The sequence below is a fragment of the Segatella copri genome, from assembly GCF_009494835.1.
Lineage (GTDB): Bacteria > Bacteroidota > Bacteroidia > Bacteroidales > Bacteroidaceae > Prevotella > Prevotella copri_F.
In genome coordinates this window covers 114,029-133,087 of sequence record NZ_VZBE01000013.1, presented here as the reverse complement: position 1 = coordinate 133,087, position 19,059 = coordinate 114,029, and the positions used below count along the sequence as shown (strand labels likewise).

The 19,059-nt window shown below is 48.9% G+C and carries 14 protein-coding genes; all 14 read right to left on the bottom strand.

The genetic code is table 11. The features are described from left to right. Positions 1-103: 103 nt before the first annotated feature. Entirely contained in the window at positions 104-907 is an 804-nt protein-coding gene (locus tag F7D47_RS02635; protein WP_022121920.1) for an acyl-[acyl-carrier-protein] thioesterase, read from the bottom strand. A 116-nt stretch (positions 908-1,023) separates the two neighbouring features. Next, positions 1,024-1,569, bottom strand: coding sequence for an acetolactate synthase small subunit (ilvN, locus tag F7D47_RS02630; RefSeq protein WP_022121921.1), 546 nt, complete (start codon positions 1,567-1,569; stop codon positions 1,024-1,026). 104 nt (positions 1,570-1,673) lie between these two features. Continuing rightward, complete coding sequence (gene ilvB / locus F7D47_RS02625) at positions 1,674-3,389, bottom strand: biosynthetic-type acetolactate synthase large subunit (protein ID WP_153086323.1); 1,716 nt, start codon at positions 3,387-3,389, stop codon at positions 1,674-1,676. Positions 3,390-3,472: 83 nt separating this feature from the next. After that, entirely contained in the window at positions 3,473-5,275 is a 1,803-nt protein-coding gene (gene ilvD, locus F7D47_RS02620; RefSeq protein ID WP_040552905.1) for a dihydroxy-acid dehydratase, read from the bottom strand. Between the two features lie 386 nt (positions 5,276-5,661). Further along, on the bottom strand, positions 5,662-6,807 hold the full coding sequence (locus F7D47_RS02615) for an OmpA family protein (RefSeq protein WP_117728068.1): 1,146 nt from the start codon (positions 6,805-6,807) through the stop codon (positions 5,662-5,664). Between the two features lie 238 nt (positions 6,808-7,045). Next, positions 7,046-9,646, bottom strand: coding sequence for an alpha-L-arabinofuranosidase C-terminal domain-containing protein (locus F7D47_RS02610; protein ID WP_153086324.1), 2,601 nt, complete (start codon positions 9,644-9,646; stop codon positions 7,046-7,048). A gap of 169 nt (positions 9,647-9,815) precedes the next feature. Next, positions 9,816-10,694 (bottom strand): bifunctional methylenetetrahydrofolate dehydrogenase/methenyltetrahydrofolate cyclohydrolase FolD, encoded by an 879-nt coding sequence (gene folD / locus F7D47_RS02605; RefSeq protein WP_153086325.1) that lies wholly within the window; start codon positions 10,692-10,694, stop codon positions 9,816-9,818. A gap of 123 nt (positions 10,695-10,817) precedes the next feature. Further along, complete coding sequence (gene ffh / locus F7D47_RS02600) at positions 10,818-12,170, bottom strand: signal recognition particle protein (protein ID WP_153073190.1); 1,353 nt, start codon at positions 12,168-12,170, stop codon at positions 10,818-10,820. A 157-nt stretch (positions 12,171-12,327) separates the two neighbouring features. Beyond that, entirely contained in the window at positions 12,328-12,972 is a 645-nt protein-coding gene (locus F7D47_RS02595) for a hypothetical protein (protein WP_153086326.1), read from the bottom strand. Between the two features lie 452 nt (positions 12,973-13,424). Beyond that, complete coding sequence (locus F7D47_RS02590) at positions 13,425-14,795, bottom strand: NAD(P)-dependent oxidoreductase (protein ID WP_153086476.1); 1,371 nt, start codon at positions 14,793-14,795, stop codon at positions 13,425-13,427. 306 nt (positions 14,796-15,101) lie between these two features. Further along, positions 15,102-15,899 carry a prephenate dehydrogenase/arogenate dehydrogenase family protein gene (locus F7D47_RS02585; RefSeq protein WP_022120890.1) on the bottom strand — a complete coding sequence of 266 codons (798 nt, stop codon included), beginning with the start codon at positions 15,897-15,899 and terminating at the stop codon, positions 15,102-15,104. Between the two features lie 12 nt (positions 15,900-15,911). Then, a complete protein-coding gene (locus tag F7D47_RS02580; protein ID WP_118065221.1) occupies positions 15,912-16,979 on the bottom strand; it encodes a bifunctional 3-deoxy-7-phosphoheptulonate synthase/chorismate mutase type II in 1,068 nt (355 codons plus the stop codon). 27 nt (positions 16,980-17,006) lie between these two features. Next, a complete protein-coding gene (locus tag F7D47_RS02575) occupies positions 17,007-18,176 on the bottom strand; it encodes a pyridoxal phosphate-dependent aminotransferase (protein ID WP_022120892.1) in 1,170 nt (389 codons plus the stop codon). 36 nt (positions 18,177-18,212) lie between these two features. Beyond that, complete coding sequence (locus F7D47_RS02570; protein ID WP_006847366.1) at positions 18,213-19,046, bottom strand: prephenate dehydratase; 834 nt, start codon at positions 19,044-19,046, stop codon at positions 18,213-18,215. Positions 19,047-19,059: the final 13 nt, after the last annotated feature.

The following is a 19,059-nucleotide window of genomic DNA, read 5'->3' as shown; positions in this document are numbered from 1 at the left end:
TGTTTGATCCGTCCACCCCCTATCCAAGAAGGCGGCTCTGGGTTTATTCTTATTTTCTGAGTGCAAAGGTAAGCAAATAAAATGAAACTACCAAATTTTTCTTTCAATTTTTAATAAATTTAGCCTTACTTCTTACAACTTCCACCTCATTTGCGTCATTTTTGCCGGTTTTTGTTATCTTTATGCAGTATTCTTGCATTTTTTCTGCCTCACTTGTTTCTTCCAAATAGAAATGAAGTTGGTCTCCCTGGTGACTTTCTGCTACGTAAGCTATCTCAAATCTTTGCAAAAAGTGATTTTTGTAATAATCCAGATCAAAGAGGTCGAGGATATGTTCGATGTATTTTACCGAGTTGATGTGTCCGTTAACATCTACATCATGATAATAGGTGTCAATGGTTCTCACCAGCTTGGCATCCTTGCCCATTTTCACTCTCGAACTTGCCTGGATAGGACAAGGTTTTTCCGAATCAATATATTCTTTGATGAGTCCGTCGTGAATTTCAAAAATATCAACAGGCTGTCGGGTTTCCGTATCAATCATTGCCCACACGCTCTTGCCGTAGCCGTAAACCTTGGCTTCTTCGGATGATGATGTCTTGCCGCAGATTTTGAAATCTCGGGATGTGAAATATTTCATGGCACTCTCGCACCAGGTTTCTACCACAAAGCGGTCGTAAGACTTCGGCATCTCTGTCATCTCTATGGCCAGTCGGCTGAGAACCCATGTCTTGTGTCGGGGCATGAGGTAGTTCATACCGAACCCGCGGTCGTTGCTGTGAAAATCGGCAGCATTGAGCAGATGATTTCCGAGATGGCCCATAAAGAGGTGGCTGCTGAAATCGCAGTGGAAAGGCTCCGAAAGAAATTCGTAACGCCCTACCTTATCTAATATTTTCTGTTCCATAATACCTGTCTCGTCCTTTTATCTTGTTGTTTGTCTTGTTGTTTTAAACCGAAAAAGCCCCCTGCTCCGCTAGTTTGAAGCCAGGGGAACAAAGGGCATCAAAATATGAAAGAAATCTAATCTTCTGAATTCTGCTTGAGATAATCAGAGATGGGTTCGTCAAAACTTCTCGTAACAGCGATTCTGCCACTTCGGGTATACTGAAGGAGGCAGTCGTAGCTGTTGAGCTGCTGGAAGAGGTCGGCGATGTCTTCGGTAAGTCCTGCCAGAAGCACGGTGCTGTAGGTAGGATTCACCTCCATCATGCGGGCATCATGCTTGCGGATGGTGCGCGAAACCTCTGGATTTTCGAGCAATACCGGAGTGGAAATCTTGAAGAGAGCCACTTCATGGATGAAGATCTGGTCGTCGGAGTAGTAATCGCTCTTCACCACGTCAATCTTCTTCTCTATTGCCTTGTTGATTTTCTCAATCTGCTCTTCATCACTCCAAACCGTGATGGTATACTTGTGTATATTCTTGATACTGCTGGCCGAAACATTCAAGCTCTCGATGTTTACCTGTCTGCGAGTAAACACGGCGGTAATCTGATTCAGGATACCGGCAATGTTTTCTGAGTAAACAAGCAATGTATATAATTTCTTTTCGTTGTTATTCTCCATTTTTCCAAATTTTAAAATAATCGGTTACTTTTCGGAGTCTTTCCTTTTCGGAGGATGCACCCTCTTGAAGGAATTTACACCTTATTATATATAACCGAAAGCTTTTAATAATTCAACTCGAGTTGCATCTCATCTACACTCTTGCCCGGCAGCGTCATCGGAACGATGTCTTCATTCTCCTTGATGGCGCACTCCAACAGGTAAGGACCCTTGGTGCTGATCATCTTCTCCACCTTAGCCTGAAGGTCCTTGCGGTCTATTACCACATCGTATGGTATGCCGTAGGCCTTGGCAATCTCTGCATAATGAGGATTCATCATGTGGGTGAAGGAGTGACGGCCGCCGAACATCAGGTCTTGCCACTGGCGAACGTTGCCCAGATAGTTGTTGTTCAGCAGAATCATCTTTACCGGTGCCTGCTGCTCCATGATGGTGCCTAGTTCCTGGATGTTCATCTGGAAACCGCCGTCGCCGAAGAAACAGCAGATGGTGCGGTCGGGAGCTCCGAAGGTGGCACCGATGGCTGCCGGAAGGCCGAAGCCCATGGTTCCGAAACCACCACTGGTTACGATGCTCAGCTTCTTGGTAAACTTGAAGTAGCGGCTACTGATCATCTGGTTCTGACCTACGTCGTTTACGAGAACAGCCTCATTATGAGTAGCTTCCGTTACCACGTTGGTCACCTCGCCCATAAGCAGCGGTCCCTCTGTAGGGTGGATATCCTTCTCTATTACCTTTTCCTGTTCCTGCTGGCGGTATTCCTCGAAGGAATCTCTCCACTCGCGGTGAACATTCTTGTTCAGCAGACGGGTAATGGCTGGCAGACTCTGTTTGCAGTCGCCCACAACAGCCACATCGGTCTTGATAACCTTATCAATCTCAGCCTTGTCAATGTCCAGGTGAATAATCTTGGCCTGGGGAGCATACTTAGAAGGCACGCCTGTGATACGGTCGCTGAAACGCATACCGATGGCGATGAGCACATCACACTCCTGGGTCTTCATGTTGGTAGCATAAGAACCGTGCATGCCGAGCATACCCATGTTGAGCGGGTGGTTGCTAGGCAGGGCAGAAAGGCCGAGCAGGGTTCTGCCGGCAGGGATATCTGCCTTCTCGAGGAATTCGATGAGTTCATTATGTGCACCGCCAAGCTCTACTCCATGACCCACGAGGGCGAATGGTTTCTTGGCATTGTTGATGAGTTCGGCAGCTTCAGCCACCGCCTTTTCATCTATCGTAGGATAAGGGTTGTAAGATGTAACCTTCTCACATTTCACTGGTTCCCACTCGCATGTAGCCACCTGCGCATTCTTTGTAAAGTCGAGCACCACAGGTCCCGGACGTCCGCTGCGGGCGATGTAGAAAGCACGGCTCACAGCCCATGCCACATCCTCGGCACGGCGTATCTGGTAAGACCACTTGGAGATTGGCTGGGTAACACCCACGAGGTCTACCTCCTGGAAAGCATCGGTACCCAGGGCACCTACGCCTACCTGTCCGGCGATGACTACGATTGGTGTAGAATCCATCATGGCATCAGCGATGCCGGTCAATGTATTAGTAGCTCCAGGACCACTAGTGACAAGAGCGACGCCCACTTCGCCGCTGACTCGGGCATAACCCTGTGCAGCGTGAGCAGCAGCCTGCTCGTGACGTACCAAGATGTGGTCAAACATCTTCTTTTCACCTCTCGTGTAACCGTACAGTGCATCAAACACTGGCATGATGCTGCCGCCCGGATATCCGAAGATGGTTTTAATATCCTCGTTTTTCAGGGAGCGCATCAGTGCTTCGGCTCCTGTTATTACTTCTTTTGCCATTTATATGTTATTATTCTGAATAATTCAAAAACTTTTCTTTTCTCAAAGACTCTAAAAACTGTCTTTTCAAAGACTCTCGAAGACTAGTCGATGATTCTCACACCGCCCTTATCTGCCGAACTTACGCTCTGGGCATAAGCGCGCAGTGCCTTGCTAACCACGCGGTTGCGCTTCAGCGGCTGCTGTGGGCGTGCTGCGAGTTCCTCGTCAGAGAGTTTCACATTGATGGAGCGGCTAGGGATATCAATGACGATGATGTCGCCATCCTTAATCTTGCCGATGTTACCACCTGCTGCAGCCTCTGGACTGATGTGACCGATGCTCAAGCCTGATGTACCGCCTGAGAAGCGGCCATCGGTGATGAGGGCACATTCCTTGCCCAGGTGACGGCTCTTGATGTAAGAGGTTGGGTAGAGCATCTCCTGCATGCCAGGGCCACCCTTCGGACCCTCGTGGGTGATGACTACGCAGTCGCCTGAGTTAACCTTGCCGCCAAGGATGCCTTCGCATGCATCTTCCTGAGAATCAAAGCATACGGCTGGACCCTCAAAATGCCAGAGCACTGGGTCTACTCCAGCTGTCTTCACTACGCAACCATTCTGGGCGATGTTACCGAAGAGCACTGCCAGTCCGCCATCCTTGGTGTAGGCATGCTCGAGGTCGCGGATACAACCCTCGGCGCGGTCGGTGTCGAGACTCTCCCACTGAGCGTCCTGACTACCCATCTGGGTAGAGAACTTTCTGCCCGGTGCTGAATGGTAGATTCTGTCAGCCTCGGCATCAATCTCTGTGCCGGTAATGTCGTATTTCTTCATCTGCTCATCGAGTGTTTTGCCGTCAACACGCTTTACGGCGCCGTTGATCAGACCGCCCTTGTTCAGCTCGTTCAGGATACCGAGGATACCACCTGCGCGGTTGCACTCCTGTACACTATATTTCTGGGTGTTAGGGCTCAACTTGCAGAGGCAAGGCACCTTGCGACTCAATTGGTCGATGTCTTCCATCTTGAAGTCTGCGCCAGCTTCCTGAGCTACTGCCAGCAAGTGGAGCACGGTGTTGGTGCTTCCGCCCATGGCGATGTCCAGGGTCATGGCGTTGAGGAATGCGTCTCGGGTAGCTATATTGCGTGGCAATACGCTCTCGTCGCCGTCCTCATAATATGCATAAGCGTTCTTAACTATCTGGCGTGCTGCATCTTTAAAAAGTTGGATGCGGTTTTTGTGGGTAGCAAGAATGGTTCCGTTACCTGGCAAGCTCAGACCGATGGCCTCGGTGAGAGAGTTCATAGAGTTGGCGGTAAACATACCTGAGCAGCTACCGCAACCTGGGCAGGCGCACTGCTCAATCTGCGTCATCTCCTCGTCAGAAACGCTTGTATCAGCACCCTTAATCATAGCTGTAATCAAGTCGGCGTTCTCACCCTTCCAGCGTCCGGCTTCCATAGGTCCACCTGAGCAGAACACGGTAGGAATGTTCAGTCGCATAGATGCCATGAGCATACCTGGGGTTACCTTGTCGCAGTTTGAGATGCAGATCATGGCGTCAGCCTTGTGAGCATTGACCATGTATTCTACAGAGTCGGCAATGATATCACGGCTTGGGAGGGAATAGAGCATTCCGTCGTGTCCCATTGCGATACCGTCGTCAACGGCGATGGTATTGAATTCGGCTGCGTAGCACCCCATAGCTTCGATTTCCTTCTTGACGATCTGACCGATTTCATGAAGATGGGTATGACCTGGCACAAACTGAGTAAAGCTGTTCACGATAGCAATGATTGGTTTACCAAACTGCTCGTGTTTCATACCTGCAGCTACCCAGAGTGCTCGGGCACCTGCCATTCTTCTGCCTTCAGTGCAGACGCTACTTCTTAATGGATGTTTCATATCTTTTATTTTCTTTTATTTTCTTGCTTAAAAGGGCTCTTTCGAGCCCCTTTGTTATAATTTGCCTGCAAAGATACAGAGAAATTATGTAATAGCCAACTAATTTCGTATAAAATTTCAGAAAACTTCGTTTTTTTGTTAGAAAAATAAATAAAATGCTTACAATTTATCACGATAGATACTCATTTCTGCTGATTTTGTGCAAAAAAAACAAGAAAGAGCTTATTAACCACACTGAACTCTTATCTTATTAAGATTACCTGACGAAAAAGTATAAAGCGAGGCGGCCAGACATGTAAGAAAGGTAAGAAGAAAAAAAAATCCTCCTAAACCGAAGTTTAGGAGGACCTGGTCACAAGACCAAATATCTGAAACTACTTATTTCTTTATTCAGCTGCATTGTTATCATTGAATGTAGCAACACGGTTGAACTCAACCTGCTTGAAGAGCTTGTCAGTAGCACCCATACCCTTAGCCTGAAGACGATTTGCGCTAATCTTGTAAGTCTTAACGAGAATGTTCTTTACAGCATTGGCACGAGCCTCAGAAAGTTTCTGGTTAAGTTCCTTAGAACCCTCTGGAGATGCATAACCCTTAATTTCAACCTTAGCATTTGGATGATTCTTCATATACTGAGCAATCATCTCGATGTTTGGCATTTGGCTACGCTCTACTTTTGACTTACCTACAGTAAACAATACTGTTGGCTGCAAATTGGTAGCAGTAGCTGGCTTTACATACTTAGGAGCCTTCTGGCACTCATTGAGCGCATTCTGGAGATCCTTGATCTGCTTGTCCTTAGCTGCGAGTTCAGAATCCTTGCTATTCAAGTCGTTGCGGAGGTTGTTGATCTGACCATTCAAACCATCAATCTCGTTCTGGTCGCGTGGAGTTACGATAGTGAAGTTGTGAGAGTTGTTAGAACCCTTGAACTTGTAGTTAACACCCACCTTAACCTGGAAAGCAGACTTGTTAACATCAAACTGGCAACCATTGCAAGCACTCTTGTTGTCGTGAAGGAACCAATTCATAGATGGCTCTACATATACCTGCCAAGCCTTGTTTGCGCCAAGGTTGAATGCAAAGTCAACACCTGCGTTAGCTGTGAGGGCATTGAGGTTGCCATTATGAAGGTTGAAAGAGTGGTAACCACCGATGCCTGCCAATGGGATGATTTCGAATTTACGTGGCTCACCCTTGTAACCCAAGAAGAGGTTTGTTGCATTGATAGTACCGATGAACTTACCGCTTGCACCACGAACCAAAGTCTTATGTGTAAAAGGCAGGTTGCGGTTACGAGCATAGAGGTCAGCCTCTACAGCAGCACCCCAAACTGGAGTAAACCACTTTCCGAGACGTACACCTACTGAAGGATTTACGTTCTTGAACCATGCATTGTGAGTAGTCTTTGTAGCAGCTCCAACGTTTACACCAAGATACCAATTGTCAAAGAACTTGCTCTCCTGTGTAGTCTGAGCAGATGCAGATACTGCCATTACGGCAGCAGCAAACATTAATACTAACTTTTTCATTTTCTCTCTAAAATTTGATTTTATATAAATTACTTAAAACTTCATTTTCAGGGTGCAAAATAATAAAAAAAATTATTAACTACCAAATTTTTAGCCATATTTTATGCTGTAAAACATAAAAAATGGAGAAAAAGAACATTTTAATATCCTATTTCTCCATTCTATTTTACTCAAAATGAATAATCTGAACCATTATTGGTTCTATCCGTTTCTATCAGAAAACATCTTCTGAAGAAAGCTAAAGTTCGAAAACCTGAGCGCTTCTGCCTGCGATGGTTACCTGCTTGTTGCCCAAACCAGAAACCGAGAGTTTCAGCGTGCGAGGCAAGGCATTCACCACTTTAAGCCAGGTTTTGCCCGATTTAGAATCCTTCACCACACTGGTACCCACATATTTCTTCAGCGCATCCGGCAGACTGAGCACGGATGAGATGTAGAGGTCACCGGCATGCTGACCGAACATCTTCTGCATCTTGTAGCTCTCGCTCGCGCGTACATTATTATTATCAAAGTAAATCATGTCCGGCTGCCAGTTGCTGTATCCGTCCTTACACAAGAGAGGAGCATAGGAGGTCATTTCTACCACATCGCCGTTGCGCTCCACATTGCAGAGGTGGATGCCCTCAGCCAGCGCATTGTCTACCGCATTGGCACCGCGAGATGCATATTCGCCCAGATAAACCTTAGGAGCCTTGCGGTCGTAATGGTCGTAATAATCCTGATGGTTCAGGAACCAGCCCGGCTGCTCGTAATAATGCTCGTCTACGGCAGCAATCCAGCGCTTGTTTTCGCGGGCAATCTTCCAACCCTCAATATAATCGGAAGACGGGAAGTGGAACGGACCTACGGTACCCACCACCTCTATCTGAGGATATTTCTGCTTCACTGCCTTGCAGATCATCAGATAGCGCTGCTCGAAATCGGTAGAGATGAGGTCTTCGTTGCCGATGCCTATCATCTTGAGGTTGAACGGAGCCGGATGACCCGCATCGGCTCTCATCTTAGCCCACTTAGAGGTGGCAGGGTCGCCATTCGCCCATTCTACCAGGTCTAGCACGTCCTGAATATACTGCGGCATCTCGCTCATCGGGATTCCGCCCTGCTGACCAGCCACTCCGCGCTCATCTGCCACAGAGTTCTGACAAGGAACACCTGCCGCCAATACAGGCAGAGGCTCGGCTCCCATATCCTCGCACCACTGGAAATACTCATAGAAACCCAGCTGGCGGGTCTGATGGTATCCCCAGATGTTGTAGGCTGGCTTGCGATCTTTCTGCGGACCCACGCTCTCCTTCCAGTGGTAAATGTTCTTGAGCCCCTGACCGTGGAGCATGCAGCCGCCCGGAAAACGCACGAAGCGAGGCTTCAGGTCGGCAATGGCCTCGGCAAGGTCTTTACGCAGTCCATGACCCTTGTAAGTATCTTGTGGTTTGAGACTTACCAAGTCTACCGCCACTTTCTGCTCGCCCTTAGGCAAGATGGCGAACCGGATGTTCTTGCCCAGCTTGCCTTCCTTGGTGATGGCTTCGCTGGCGAGTTCGCCCTCATATTTATCGGTCACGATGAGCTGCGCCTTATATTCCTTCCAGTCAGTTCCCTGCACCTTAATCTTGGCCTGGCATACCGGCAATCCCTCCTGGTTTACGAGCGCCAGAGTGAGGTCTTTCTTCTTGGCATCGATGCAGCGGGCGTGCAGGCTCACCTCGTAGATGGCCGGCTGATGCTTACCCTCCTTGCCCTCAACGGCAGCTCCGCGACGTATGGCAATGCCGTCCCAACCTATATTATAAATAGGTGTAGCGCCCAGAACGGCGTAATGAGGATTATTCTGGCTCACCCCGTTTTCGGTGGCGATGCCCTTTTTCTCTACCCCCACCCATGCCGTGGTGGCATTCCACTGATGGCGGTGGTCTTCCTTGTTATACTCAAAGTCGCCGTTCTGCAACATTTCTGCAGAGAGTCCTCCGTCGGCAGCGCGGCTGATGTCTTCGAAGAAGATACCCATCAGCTTGTTGGAGATGCGGTGGGATTTCTGTGGATTGATGCTGAGGTTGGCAGGGATTTCCGAATCTTTCGGCAGGTCGATGTGGTTGTCCTTGGCATAAGCTGCGAGGTCGGAATCGGTCTTCGGTATCGGCTGGGCGTTGAGTTTTGCCTCTTCAGAAAGGGCGTGGAACCAGGAACGGATGTAGTTGAGATGCACTGCCGGCACCTCGAAATCGCAGCCCTGGAAGAGTTTTCCGCCTATGGTTGCGGTGTCGCGCTGCCAGAGTATCTCATCAGCTGAAGCCTCCAGCGTATCTTCCTTAAAGGTACGGAAATCATTGCTTGCCTGTACGTATCGCTTGCCTTTGGATGTCTTGAGATAGATGTCGAAGTTGCCGTCATCCATCTGATAGGCAGCCACATCCTTCACGCCCTTTTCGCGGATGATGGGATAATCCTGCGGGCGCCAGGTGATGAGGTCTTCTGAATAGGCTACGGCAAACTGCGGTGCATGCTGGTTCACGCTCCAGAGTGCGCGCCATGTGCCGTCGTTGGCTTTTACCACGAAGGGGTTATACATCTTCTTTTCAGCTCCCCACGGACCGTAGTCGCTGGCGCAGAGCTGTCCTACATCCACCCAACGCTCATCGTCGGTGAAATAAGCCAGATGCAAGCCCTGGTTGGGTGCTGGCGAATAGATGAATATCTGGCAGATGGAGTCCTTGCCCTGTATGGTGTATGCAGGGGCATCCTTGTCTATTTGCTTCTGCATCTGCTGCCTGCTGACAGCCTGACTGGCACTGGCAGCTGCCACGAGCAGCGCTGATGTAAATATGTACTTTAGTTTTATCATGTTTCTATATTTTTAGATTAATATTGTTTGTTCATTTTACACTTTTTCTCTCGGCTTGATAAAAAGGCAGAGTGCATCACTGCACCCTGCCCCACAAATTAGAGAGTTATAAAAAATCAAGTATGCAGTGACTTAAGCACTGCTTCTTTCTGAAATAATTATCTTCTTTCTAGCTGTAATATTCCTTCTTGCCGGCAGCCAGCGTATTCTTCATCAGCGAACAGATGGTCATCGGACCAACGCCTCCCGGAACAGGAGTGATGAAGGAACACTTCTCTGCCACCTCGTCGAATTTCACATCACCATTCAAGCGGAAGCCGCTCTTCTTCGTAGCATCAGGCACGCGGGTGGTACCCACATCAATGACTACGGCTCCCGGCTTCACCATATCGGCTGTCACGAAATCAGGACGGCCTATGGCTGCGATGATGATATCTGCCTCCTGACACTCTTTCTTCAAATTCTTGGAATGGGAGTGGCATACGGTAACGGTAGCATCGCCATACTGCTTCTGCATCATCAGCTGAGCCATTGGCTTGCCTACGATGTTGCTTCTGCCCAGAATGACGCATTTCTTGCCACTGGTCTCAATATTGTAATGCTGCAGCAGGGTGAGGATACCGAGCGGAGTGGCAGAGATGAAACAAGGCATGCCGAGCGACATTCTGCCCACGTTTACCGGGTGGAATCCGTCTACATCCTTGCGGTAATCTATTGCCATGGTCACCTTCTGCTCATCGATGTGCTTAGGCAGAGGAAGCTGAACGATGAATCCGTCAACATCATCATCCTGGTTCAGCTTGTCTACACACTGCAGGAGCTCTTCTTCGGTAACATCCTCCTCATAACGGATGAGGGTCGACTTAAATCCACACTTCTCACAGGCCAGCACCTTGTTCTTCACATAGGTTTCGCTGCCTCCGTCGTGCCCTACGAGCACGGCTACCAGGTGTGGCTGCTTGCCACCGGCGGCAACAATCTGTGCCACCTCCTGGGCTATCTGTTCCTTGATGGCGGCTGCCGTCGCCTTTCCGTCTATAAGCTCCATTTTTTCTTTAGTTTATAATTTATAATTTATAGTTTATAGGGCATTCTTGCTTTATGGGCATTCTTGCCTATCGCAAGTTTGCTATACGGCAAAGCCGCTATAAACTATTAACTATCAACTGATTTACATTCCCGGCATCTTAGGCATGCCTGGCATACCCTTCATGCGGCTCATCATCTGCGCCATTTTGTTGCCGGTCATCATCTGCATCATCTTGCGGGTCTGGTCAAACTGCTTGATGAGTTTGTTCACCTCCTGAATGTTGGTGCCCGAACCCTTAGCGATACGCTGGCGGCGTGATGTGTTGAGGATGGCTGGGTTGGTGCGCTCCTTAGGAGTCATACTCTGGATGATGGCCTCTACGCCCTTGAATGCATCCTCTGGGATATCTACGTCGCGGATAGCCTTACCAACGCCCGGAATCATCGCTGCCAAGTCCTTGATGTTACCCATCTTCTTGATCTGCTGGATCTGGTTGTAGAAATCGTTGAAGTCGAACTGGTTCTTTCTGATCTTCTTCTCCAGTTTCTTGGCCTCTTCCAGGTCGAACTGCTCCTGTGCGCGCTCTACGAGGGATACCACGTCACCCATGCCGAGGATTCGGTCTGCCATACGAGCTGGGTGGAACACGTCAATGGCGTCCATCTTCTCGCCGGTACCTATAAACTTGATTGGCTTGGTTACCACGGTACGGATACTGAGGGCAGCACCACCGCGGGTATCACCATCGAGCTTGGTGAGAACAACGCCATTGAAGTCGAGGCGGTCGTTGAATTCCTTAGCTGTGTTTACGGCATCCTGACCGGTCATGGAGTCAACCACGAAAAGGGTTTCGTCTGGACGGAGATGATTCTTGAGATTGCTGATCTCGTTCATCATCTGCTCATCAATGGCGAGACGTCCGGCTGTATCGACGATTACCACATCATTGCCGTTAGTCTTGGCCTGCTGGATAGCATGGTCGGCGATACTGAGCACATCCTTGTTCTCTGGCTCGCTGTATACCGGAACACCCACCTGCTCACCCACTACATGGAGCTGCTGGATAGCTGCCGGACGGTAAACGTCGCAGGCCACGAGCAATGGCTTCTTGCCTTTCTTGGTCTTGAGCATGTTGGCAAGCTTGCCACTGAAGGTAGTCTTACCCGAACCCTGCAGACCGCTCATGAGGATGATGGCCGGATGGCTTTCGAGCTTCAATGGGGCTTCTTCACCGCCCATGAGTTCTTCCAGTTCATCGTGCACCAACTTGATCATCAACTGTCCCGGCTTTACGGCAGTAAGTACATTCATGCCGAGTGCTTTCTCCTTCACCTTGTTGGTGAATTCCTTAGCCACTTTATAGTTTACGTCGGCGTCGAGGAGTGCACGGCGCACATCCTTCATGGTTTCCGCCACGTTGATTTCTGTAATTTTTCCCTCGCCCTTCAAGATTTTGAACGAGCGTTCCAGTCTATCACTTAAATTTTCAAACATTTTTCTTTCTTTATATTTTTGGCTACAAAGATACGACTTTTTTTCGAGAAAGCCAACTTGTTTATGCTTTTTTTTATCCCGTCGGCTAAAATAGCTGTCGCTCTGCCTTTCCCGAGTTCATTTCTTCAGTTTACTCTTGTGCTTATTTTTCAGGATTCTACTTCTTTTTCGATTTTGATTCAGCATCAGAAGTTGCTTTTTCCTCTTCTGTAGCCATTTCAGAAGGAGGATCTTTCTTAAAAGCCGAGACATCATACGGATTAGTCAATTCATACTTTTTCCCCGTTGCTTTTTCATAAGCAGCTACCACAGGATCCTTATGTTCCATTTTTTCAAATACCTTTTTAGCCTGTTGCAGATGTTTCTTATCACGTTTTCCCTGTTTATCCATCCATCCGAAAGCATCAAAACCAATGCCAGCAGATGAAGTTGGCAAAGAGTTTATCTTCTCCTGAATATCCTCTTCCATGTTTTTGATGCCTTCCTGATTCTTGCCCCAAACTGTCACTTCGCCTAATTGTTTGGCATCCGGCAAGAGAAACAGAGTATCCGGCAGTTCCTTGTACCGGATAGTTGCCTTCATAAAACCAGGTTTCGATACGGTTGCTGAATCAAACTGATAGCGCATCGTCCAATAGCCCCGATAATCTGTTCTTGCCCAATGATTGTTATTGGTATGAATAAGTGCTTCACGAATAGGCACATGATTTTCTGCCGATGCGATGACACACGTTTTCTGCGCATAGGCTACCTGCCCTAACATGGCAAGCAATACTGTTAAAATCAATATGATACGCTTCATGCTCTTTCTCTGATTTATATCTTTTCTTTGTACCAGACAAATTACTTCTTCTTATTAATATGAATCTGATACAAAAGTAATGATTAAATCTGATACTTCATTAAATTCCCCAAGAAGTTTAAGTTCATTTAAAGAGTAATGTAAAAAAATTAAGCGTCTATAACAGTTGGTCTATTTATATAGTATCATTCAAAGGAAAGATATGGTGTTTTCAAACTAAGAAATATTTTTATAAGTAAAAGCATATAGCCTTTAGAGTTCTTGCATATAGTCTTTTTAGTCAAAACACATAGTTTCCCAGATATTACCACTAGGCTCAGCAGCTCTGCCGAGCCTAGTCAGCAGGTCTGCCGACTGCAGTCAGCACATCTGCCGAGCCTAGTGACAAATCCCAGTAAAAGCAGTACCGTTACTGCAGAAATAATTCACTTAATTCTATTGAATTCATTTGATTATTCGACTATTCCACGTTGCTCGATTCTCTTAGCCTCTTCAAGAAGCTTGATGGCATCTACATACTGAGCGATGCCCTGAGCCACCTCCTTGGCAGCCTTCATTGCCAGGACTACAGTCTGCGGACGGTGTACCACATCACCTCCGGCAAACACACCGCGACGGGTGGTCATACCGAACGGACGTTCAACAACTTTTACATATCCCTTCTCATCCACCTCGATTCCGGCAGTGGTAGAAACGATACGGTTGGCTGGTCTTGAACCGATGGCGAGATAGATTCTGTCGAATTTTTCTACCCTTTCACCCTCAGGAGTGTTCAGAACACAGCTTCCCAGACGGCCGTTTTTGCCCTTCAGAAAGACCTCGACGGTAGTTTTCCACTCAAATTTCACGCCTTCCTTCACAGCATCTTCATATTCGCTCTTGATGGCAGGCATCTCTTCCTGGGTCTTACGATACAGCACGGTAACATCGGCACCCAGACGGATAGCAGTACGGGCAGCATCCATAGCCACGTTTCCGCCGCCAATGACACCCACCTTCTCGCCGTCGCGCAGCGGAACCATGTCGCGGGTCAAAGCGCCTTCGTTATAGGCATTCACGTTATGCAGAAAGTAAGTACTCTGGCTCACACCGTGGAGTTTTGAGCCCGGTGTAGAGTCCATGTTCTGAGGCACGCTGGTACCTGTGCCCATAAAGATGGCGTCGTAGCCTGCACGGAACAGACTGTCGATGGTTACATTGTTCTCACCCACCATGCAGTTGGTGATAAACTGCACGCCGAGGGCAGCAATCTTAGCCACCTCATCGCGCACTACCGACTTAGGCAAGCGATACTCAGGAATACCATACATCAACACGCCTCCCGGCTCAGCCTGGCCCTCGAAAATGGTGACGTTGAAGCCCTGACGCGCCAGATCGCCGGCTACGGTCAAGCCCGCTGGACCCGAACCGATGACTGCCACACGGCCACGTGTTTTCTGTGGCAACATCTCGCGCGAAAGGTTCATTTTGGTATCAAAATCGGCAATAAACTGCTCCAGTTTGCCGATCTGTACCGGTTTGCCTTTCTTTCCGAGCACGCAGTTGCCCTGACACTGTTTCTCATGAGGGCATACACGGCCGCAGATGGCCGGCAGGTTGCTCTTGGCATTGATGATGCTCATCGCCGCACCCATGTTACCCATAGAGAGTTCGTGTACGAAATCAGGTATGTCGTTGCCTATCGGGCATCCCTTCTTGCACTGCGGAATCTTGCAGTGTAGGCAGCGTTTTGCCTCTTCAATGGCCTCGTGGGTTGAAAAACCCTCGTTCACTACCTGGAAGGCAGCAGCATCTGTCTGCTGTTCAGCTGCATCATTCTTCATATTTTTCATTTCTTTCTGTTCACTCATAATAGAACTGCTCTCCTGTTTTATTGATTCTACAATCTATCCTTTGATTTGTGGGTGCAAAGGTACAAATAATATTTCATAAATTGCCCATCCTCCTTACATATTTTCATTTTTCCCGCTTTTTTCCTTATTATCTACAAAAATAAAGCCCTACATTCACATGCAAGGCTTTTTGAGTGTTAATATAATTCTCGAAAGTTCTACATTCACATGCAAAACCTGCAAATTTACGGATGGGGGGAAATCATATAAGTGCTCCCCCCTCTAAAAACATATTAATTATTTTTCTTTAATCTCAATATCTTCCTTCACATGATTACGTATCTTGGTAAGGAAGAGTTTCATACGCTTCGCATCCTTGTGGTCAATGATGTCGATGAGCTCAGCAAGCTCCTCTCTGATCTGTGCCACTTGACCCGATGTGTATGGGTTGAAGAGGATTTCCTGCAACAGGTAATCATCTTCGTTGAGCACGCCCTTGGCTATCTGCATGTGGCGCTTGAAGGTGGTGCCCGGAGCATCCTGGTGCTTCATCACTGCCGCAAAGGCAAAGGTGCTCACGAAAGGAATACTCAGCGAGTAGGCCACCGTCTGGTCGTGCTCATCAAATGTATACTCATGCAGACTCAACCCCAACTTCTGGTAGAGGTCCTTGAAGAATATCTTGCCCATGTAGTCACCCTCCTTGATGATGACTGCATTCTCCTCTGAAAGCTGGTTCAGATTGGCAAAGGTTGGGCCGAACATAGGGTGCGTGCTCACGAAGCGGAAACCGCTCTTCTCGTAAAACTCCTGCAGTCCGGTCTTTACCGAAGCTATGTCGCTGATAATGCAGTCGTGAGAGAGATGTGGCAACACCTCTTCGAAGGCTGGCAGCGTATATTTTACCGTCACCGCATTGATAACCAGTTCGGGGCGGAACATCTCTATCTCTTCCATCTTGGTGAAGCGGTAACAGTTGTAGGTGAAGCGCAGTCGCTTGGCATCCTTCTCGTAAACCGCCACCTCGTGGTCGAAACTGAGCAGGTCGATGAAGAAACTTCCCATCTTACCTGCTCCCATAATCAATATTCTCATCGCCAGTATCCTTTACTTCTGGTTCAGAATTTCCAATTGCTGGCGGACACTCTCCTCATGGATGTGCTCGAAAATCTGAGCGGCAAACTCAGGGCTCATGCCGCAGAGGGCAGCCTGGGCACCACGCTTGTCGAGAATCTCGTTGTAACGGCTGGTCTGAACGATGGTCATGTTGTGCTCCTTCTTGTAAGTACCAATCTCGCGGCAAACGCGCATACGCTTAGCCAGGAGATCCATCAGCTGGTTGTCGCACTCGTCAATCTGACCGCGCAGCTGGTGCAGACCCTCTGTAGAATAATGCTCATCGCGCACTACGAGGAGGCTGAGGATGTAATCCAGCACCTCTGGGGTAACCTGCTGCTTGGCATCGCTCCATGCATCGTCTGGGCTGCAGTGGCTCTCAACGATGAGGCCGTCGAAACCTAAGTCCATTGCCTGCTGGCAGAGAGGAGCGATGAGGTCGCGTCGGCCGCCGATGTGGCTAGGGTCGCAGATGATTGGCAACTGTGGTATGCGGCGGTGCAACTCGATAGGAATCTGCCACATAGGAAGGTTGCGGTAAATCTTCTTGTCGAAGCTGGAGAATCCGCGGTGGATGGCACCGAGTTTCTTGATGCCTGCCTGGTTGATGCGCTGCAGGGCACCGATCCAGAGCTCGAGGTCTGGGTTTACCGGGTTCTTAACGAGCACAGGCACGTCTACGCCCTGAAGACTGTCGGCAAGTGCCTGCATGGCGAATGGGTTGGCAGATGTACGTGCGCCTACCCACAGAATGTCGATTCCATATTTCAGTGCGAGCTCTACATGCTCTGGGGTAGCCACCTCAGTAGCTGTCAGCATGCCTGTTTCTTCCTTCACCTGCTTCATCCAAGGCAAGGCTTTTTCGCCGTTACCCTCGAAGCCTCCCGGTTTGGTGCGTGGCTTCCACACACCGGCGCGGAACATGTGGCAACCTTTGGCAGCCAACTGCTTAGCGGTAGTCATAACCTGCTCTTCTGTCTCTGCCGAGCAAGGGCCGGCAATGACGCAAGGGCGTTCCTGATCACTAGGAAAATTCAATGGTTCTAATTCTAATTCCATAGTCGTATATTATTATTTTTTACTTTTTTACTTTTCAAAAACCTTCTTGATTCTCTCCAGGGCCTCTTTCATCTTCTCATCCTTGGCACAGAGGCTGATACGGATGTAACGCTTACCGTTGGTTCCGAAGATGAAGCCAGGGGTGATGAAGACGCGAGCCTCATGCAGAATCTTCTCTGTCAGGTCTTCTACATCAGCATATTTCTCAGGTATCTTGCCCCAAAGGAACATGCCTACCTGGTTAGGGTCAAACTGGCAGTCGAGCACCTTCATGATCTCCTCAGCAATGTCGCGGCGGCGGCGGTAGTTCTGGATGTTGTTCTCGCGGTGCCATTCATCCGTGTTGTTAAGCATCGCTTCGGCAGCTGCCAGCTGTATGCCTCGGAAACTTCCGTTGTCAATGTTGCTCTTCACCTTCAGAATCCATGAGATGAAAGTCTTGTTGCTCGAAATCATCGCCACACGCCAGCCTGGCATGTTGTGGCTCTTGCTCAGGGAATTGAACTCGATGCAGCAGTCCTTAGCTCCCGGCACCTGCATGATGCTCATTGGGTGCTCGTTGAGGATGAGCGAATATGGGTTGTCGTTCACCACCACGATGTTGTGCTTCTGGGCGAATGCCACCAGCTTTTCGTAGGTTTCGCGCTTTGCCACACCGCCTGTCGGCATGTTAGGATAGTTGGTCCACATCAGCTTTACGTGGCTCAGGTCCATCTTCTCCAGGGCGTCGAAATCGGGCTGCCATCCGTTATCCTCTCTCAGATCGTAGTAGGTAATCTTGGTACCCAGAATCTTGTTGATGGCGGTGTAGGTAGGGTATCCCGGGTTCGGGATAAGCACCTCATCGCCAGGGTTGCAGAAGGCGAGCGTTACGTGCAGAATGCCTTCCTTGCTACCTATGAGGGGCTGGATTTCTGTAGCCCAGTCGAGGTCTACATCATACCAGCGCTTATAGAAACCAGCCATTGCTTTGCGCAACTCTGGTATGCCCACCGTAGGCTGATATCCGTGTGCGTTTGGATTGTTGGCTACCTCGCAGAGCTTGTCAATGGTCTGCTTAGAAGGCGGCATGTCTGGACTTCCGATGGCCAGACTGATGATGTCTTTGCCCTCGGCATTAAGCTTAGCCACTTCCTTCAGCTTTCGGCTGAAGTAGTATTCCTGTATTTCCGTTACTCTATTGGCTGGTTGTATCATAATTCTTATTTTTAACTATTAACTGTTAACTATCAACTATTCCTTCTCCTCATATTCGCCCAACACCTTTATTTTCTTCACGAGCGGCGTAATGGCGTCGATGCTCTGGCGGTATCGGGTCAGGTTGTCGAAGGTGAGGTCTACGTAGAAGAGGTATTCCCACTCATGTCCGATGTTTGGCAGCGACTGAATCTTGGTGAGATTGATGTCGTAGAAACTCAGGATGGTGAGCACCTTGGAGAGCGATCCCTTATCGTGAGCCAGACTGAAGACGATGCTCGCCTTGTTGGCCTTTTCGATGGGACGGAGCAGGGCTGCCTTCTGGGGATTGCAGACCACGAGAAACCGGGTGTAGTTGTGCGGATTGTCGTGGATGTCTTCCTGCAGCACCTTCATGCCGTACATGTGGGCGGCGTAAGAAGAGCAGATGGCTGCCCATCCCCTTACCTTGTGCTGGGCGATGTAGGCTGCCGAGCCTGCGGTATCTTCTGCCTCCACCGCCTTGAGGTCGGGATGGTTGGCTAGGAACTTGCCGCACTGCATGAGGGCTACCGGATGGGAGTGAACCTCCTGCAGGGTGCTCCAGTCGTCTTCTGGCAGACAGCAGATGCTGTGCTCTATATGGAGCTTGTGTTCGCCTACCACGGTGGTTCCGCTCTGCCGAAGCAGTTCGTAATTGTGGAGCAGACTGCCTGCGATGGTGTTTTCTATAGCGCAGATGCCTACTACAGTAGGGTCGCGCTTGATGTTTTCGAACACCTCTTCGAAGGTAGCACAACAGATGATTTCAATCTGTTCGCCCTCGAAATACTGGTGGGCAGTAATGTCGTGGAAAGATCCCAGCTCTCCTTGAATTGCTATTCTCTTCATGTTTCTTTTATCT

What these genes read in the sequence shown, in the direction of transcription:
- F7D47_RS02635 (WP_022121920.1), bottom strand. Translation starts at nt 907, where the DNA reads ATGGAACAGAAAATATTAGATAAGGTAGGGCGTTACGAATTTCTTTCG.
- ilvN (WP_022121921.1), bottom strand. Translation starts at nt 1,569, where the DNA reads ATGGAGAATAACAACGAAAAGAAATTATATACATTGCTTGTTTACTCA.
- ilvB (WP_153086323.1), bottom strand. Translation starts at nt 3,389, where the DNA reads ATGGCAAAAGAAGTAATAACAGGAGCCGAAGCACTGATGCGCTCCCTG.
- ilvD (WP_040552905.1), bottom strand. Translation starts at nt 5,275, where the DNA reads ATGAAACATCCATTAAGAAGTAGCGTCTGCACTGAAGGCAGAAGAATG.
- F7D47_RS02615 (WP_117728068.1), bottom strand. Translation starts at nt 6,807, where the DNA reads ATGAAAAAGTTAGTATTAATGTTTGCTGCTGCCGTAATGGCAGTATCT.
- F7D47_RS02610 (WP_153086324.1), bottom strand. Translation starts at nt 9,646, where the DNA reads ATGATAAAACTAAAGTACATATTTACATCAGCGCTGCTCGTGGCAGCT.
- folD (WP_153086325.1), bottom strand. Translation starts at nt 10,694, where the DNA reads ATGGAGCTTATAGACGGAAAGGCGACGGCAGCCGCCATCAAGGAACAG.
- ffh (WP_153073190.1), bottom strand. Translation starts at nt 12,170, where the DNA reads ATGTTTGAAAATTTAAGTGATAGACTGGAACGCTCGTTCAAAATCTTG.
- F7D47_RS02595 (WP_153086326.1), bottom strand. Translation starts at nt 12,972, where the DNA reads ATGAAGCGTATCATATTGATTTTAACAGTATTGCTTGCCATGTTAGGG.
- F7D47_RS02590 (WP_153086476.1), bottom strand. Translation starts at nt 14,795, where the DNA reads ATGAAGAATGATGCAGCTGAACAGCAGACAGATGCTGCTGCCTTCCAG.
- F7D47_RS02585 (WP_022120890.1), bottom strand. Translation starts at nt 15,899, where the DNA reads ATGAGAATATTGATTATGGGAGCAGGTAAGATGGGAAGTTTCTTCATC.
- F7D47_RS02580 (WP_118065221.1), bottom strand. Translation starts at nt 16,979, where the DNA reads ATGGAATTAGAATTAGAACCATTGAATTTTCCTAGTGATCAGGAACGC.
- F7D47_RS02575 (WP_022120892.1), bottom strand. Translation starts at nt 18,176, where the DNA reads ATGATACAACCAGCCAATAGAGTAACGGAAATACAGGAATACTACTTC.
- F7D47_RS02570 (WP_006847366.1), bottom strand. Translation starts at nt 19,046, where the DNA reads ATGAAGAGAATAGCAATTCAAGGAGAGCTGGGATCTTTCCACGACATT.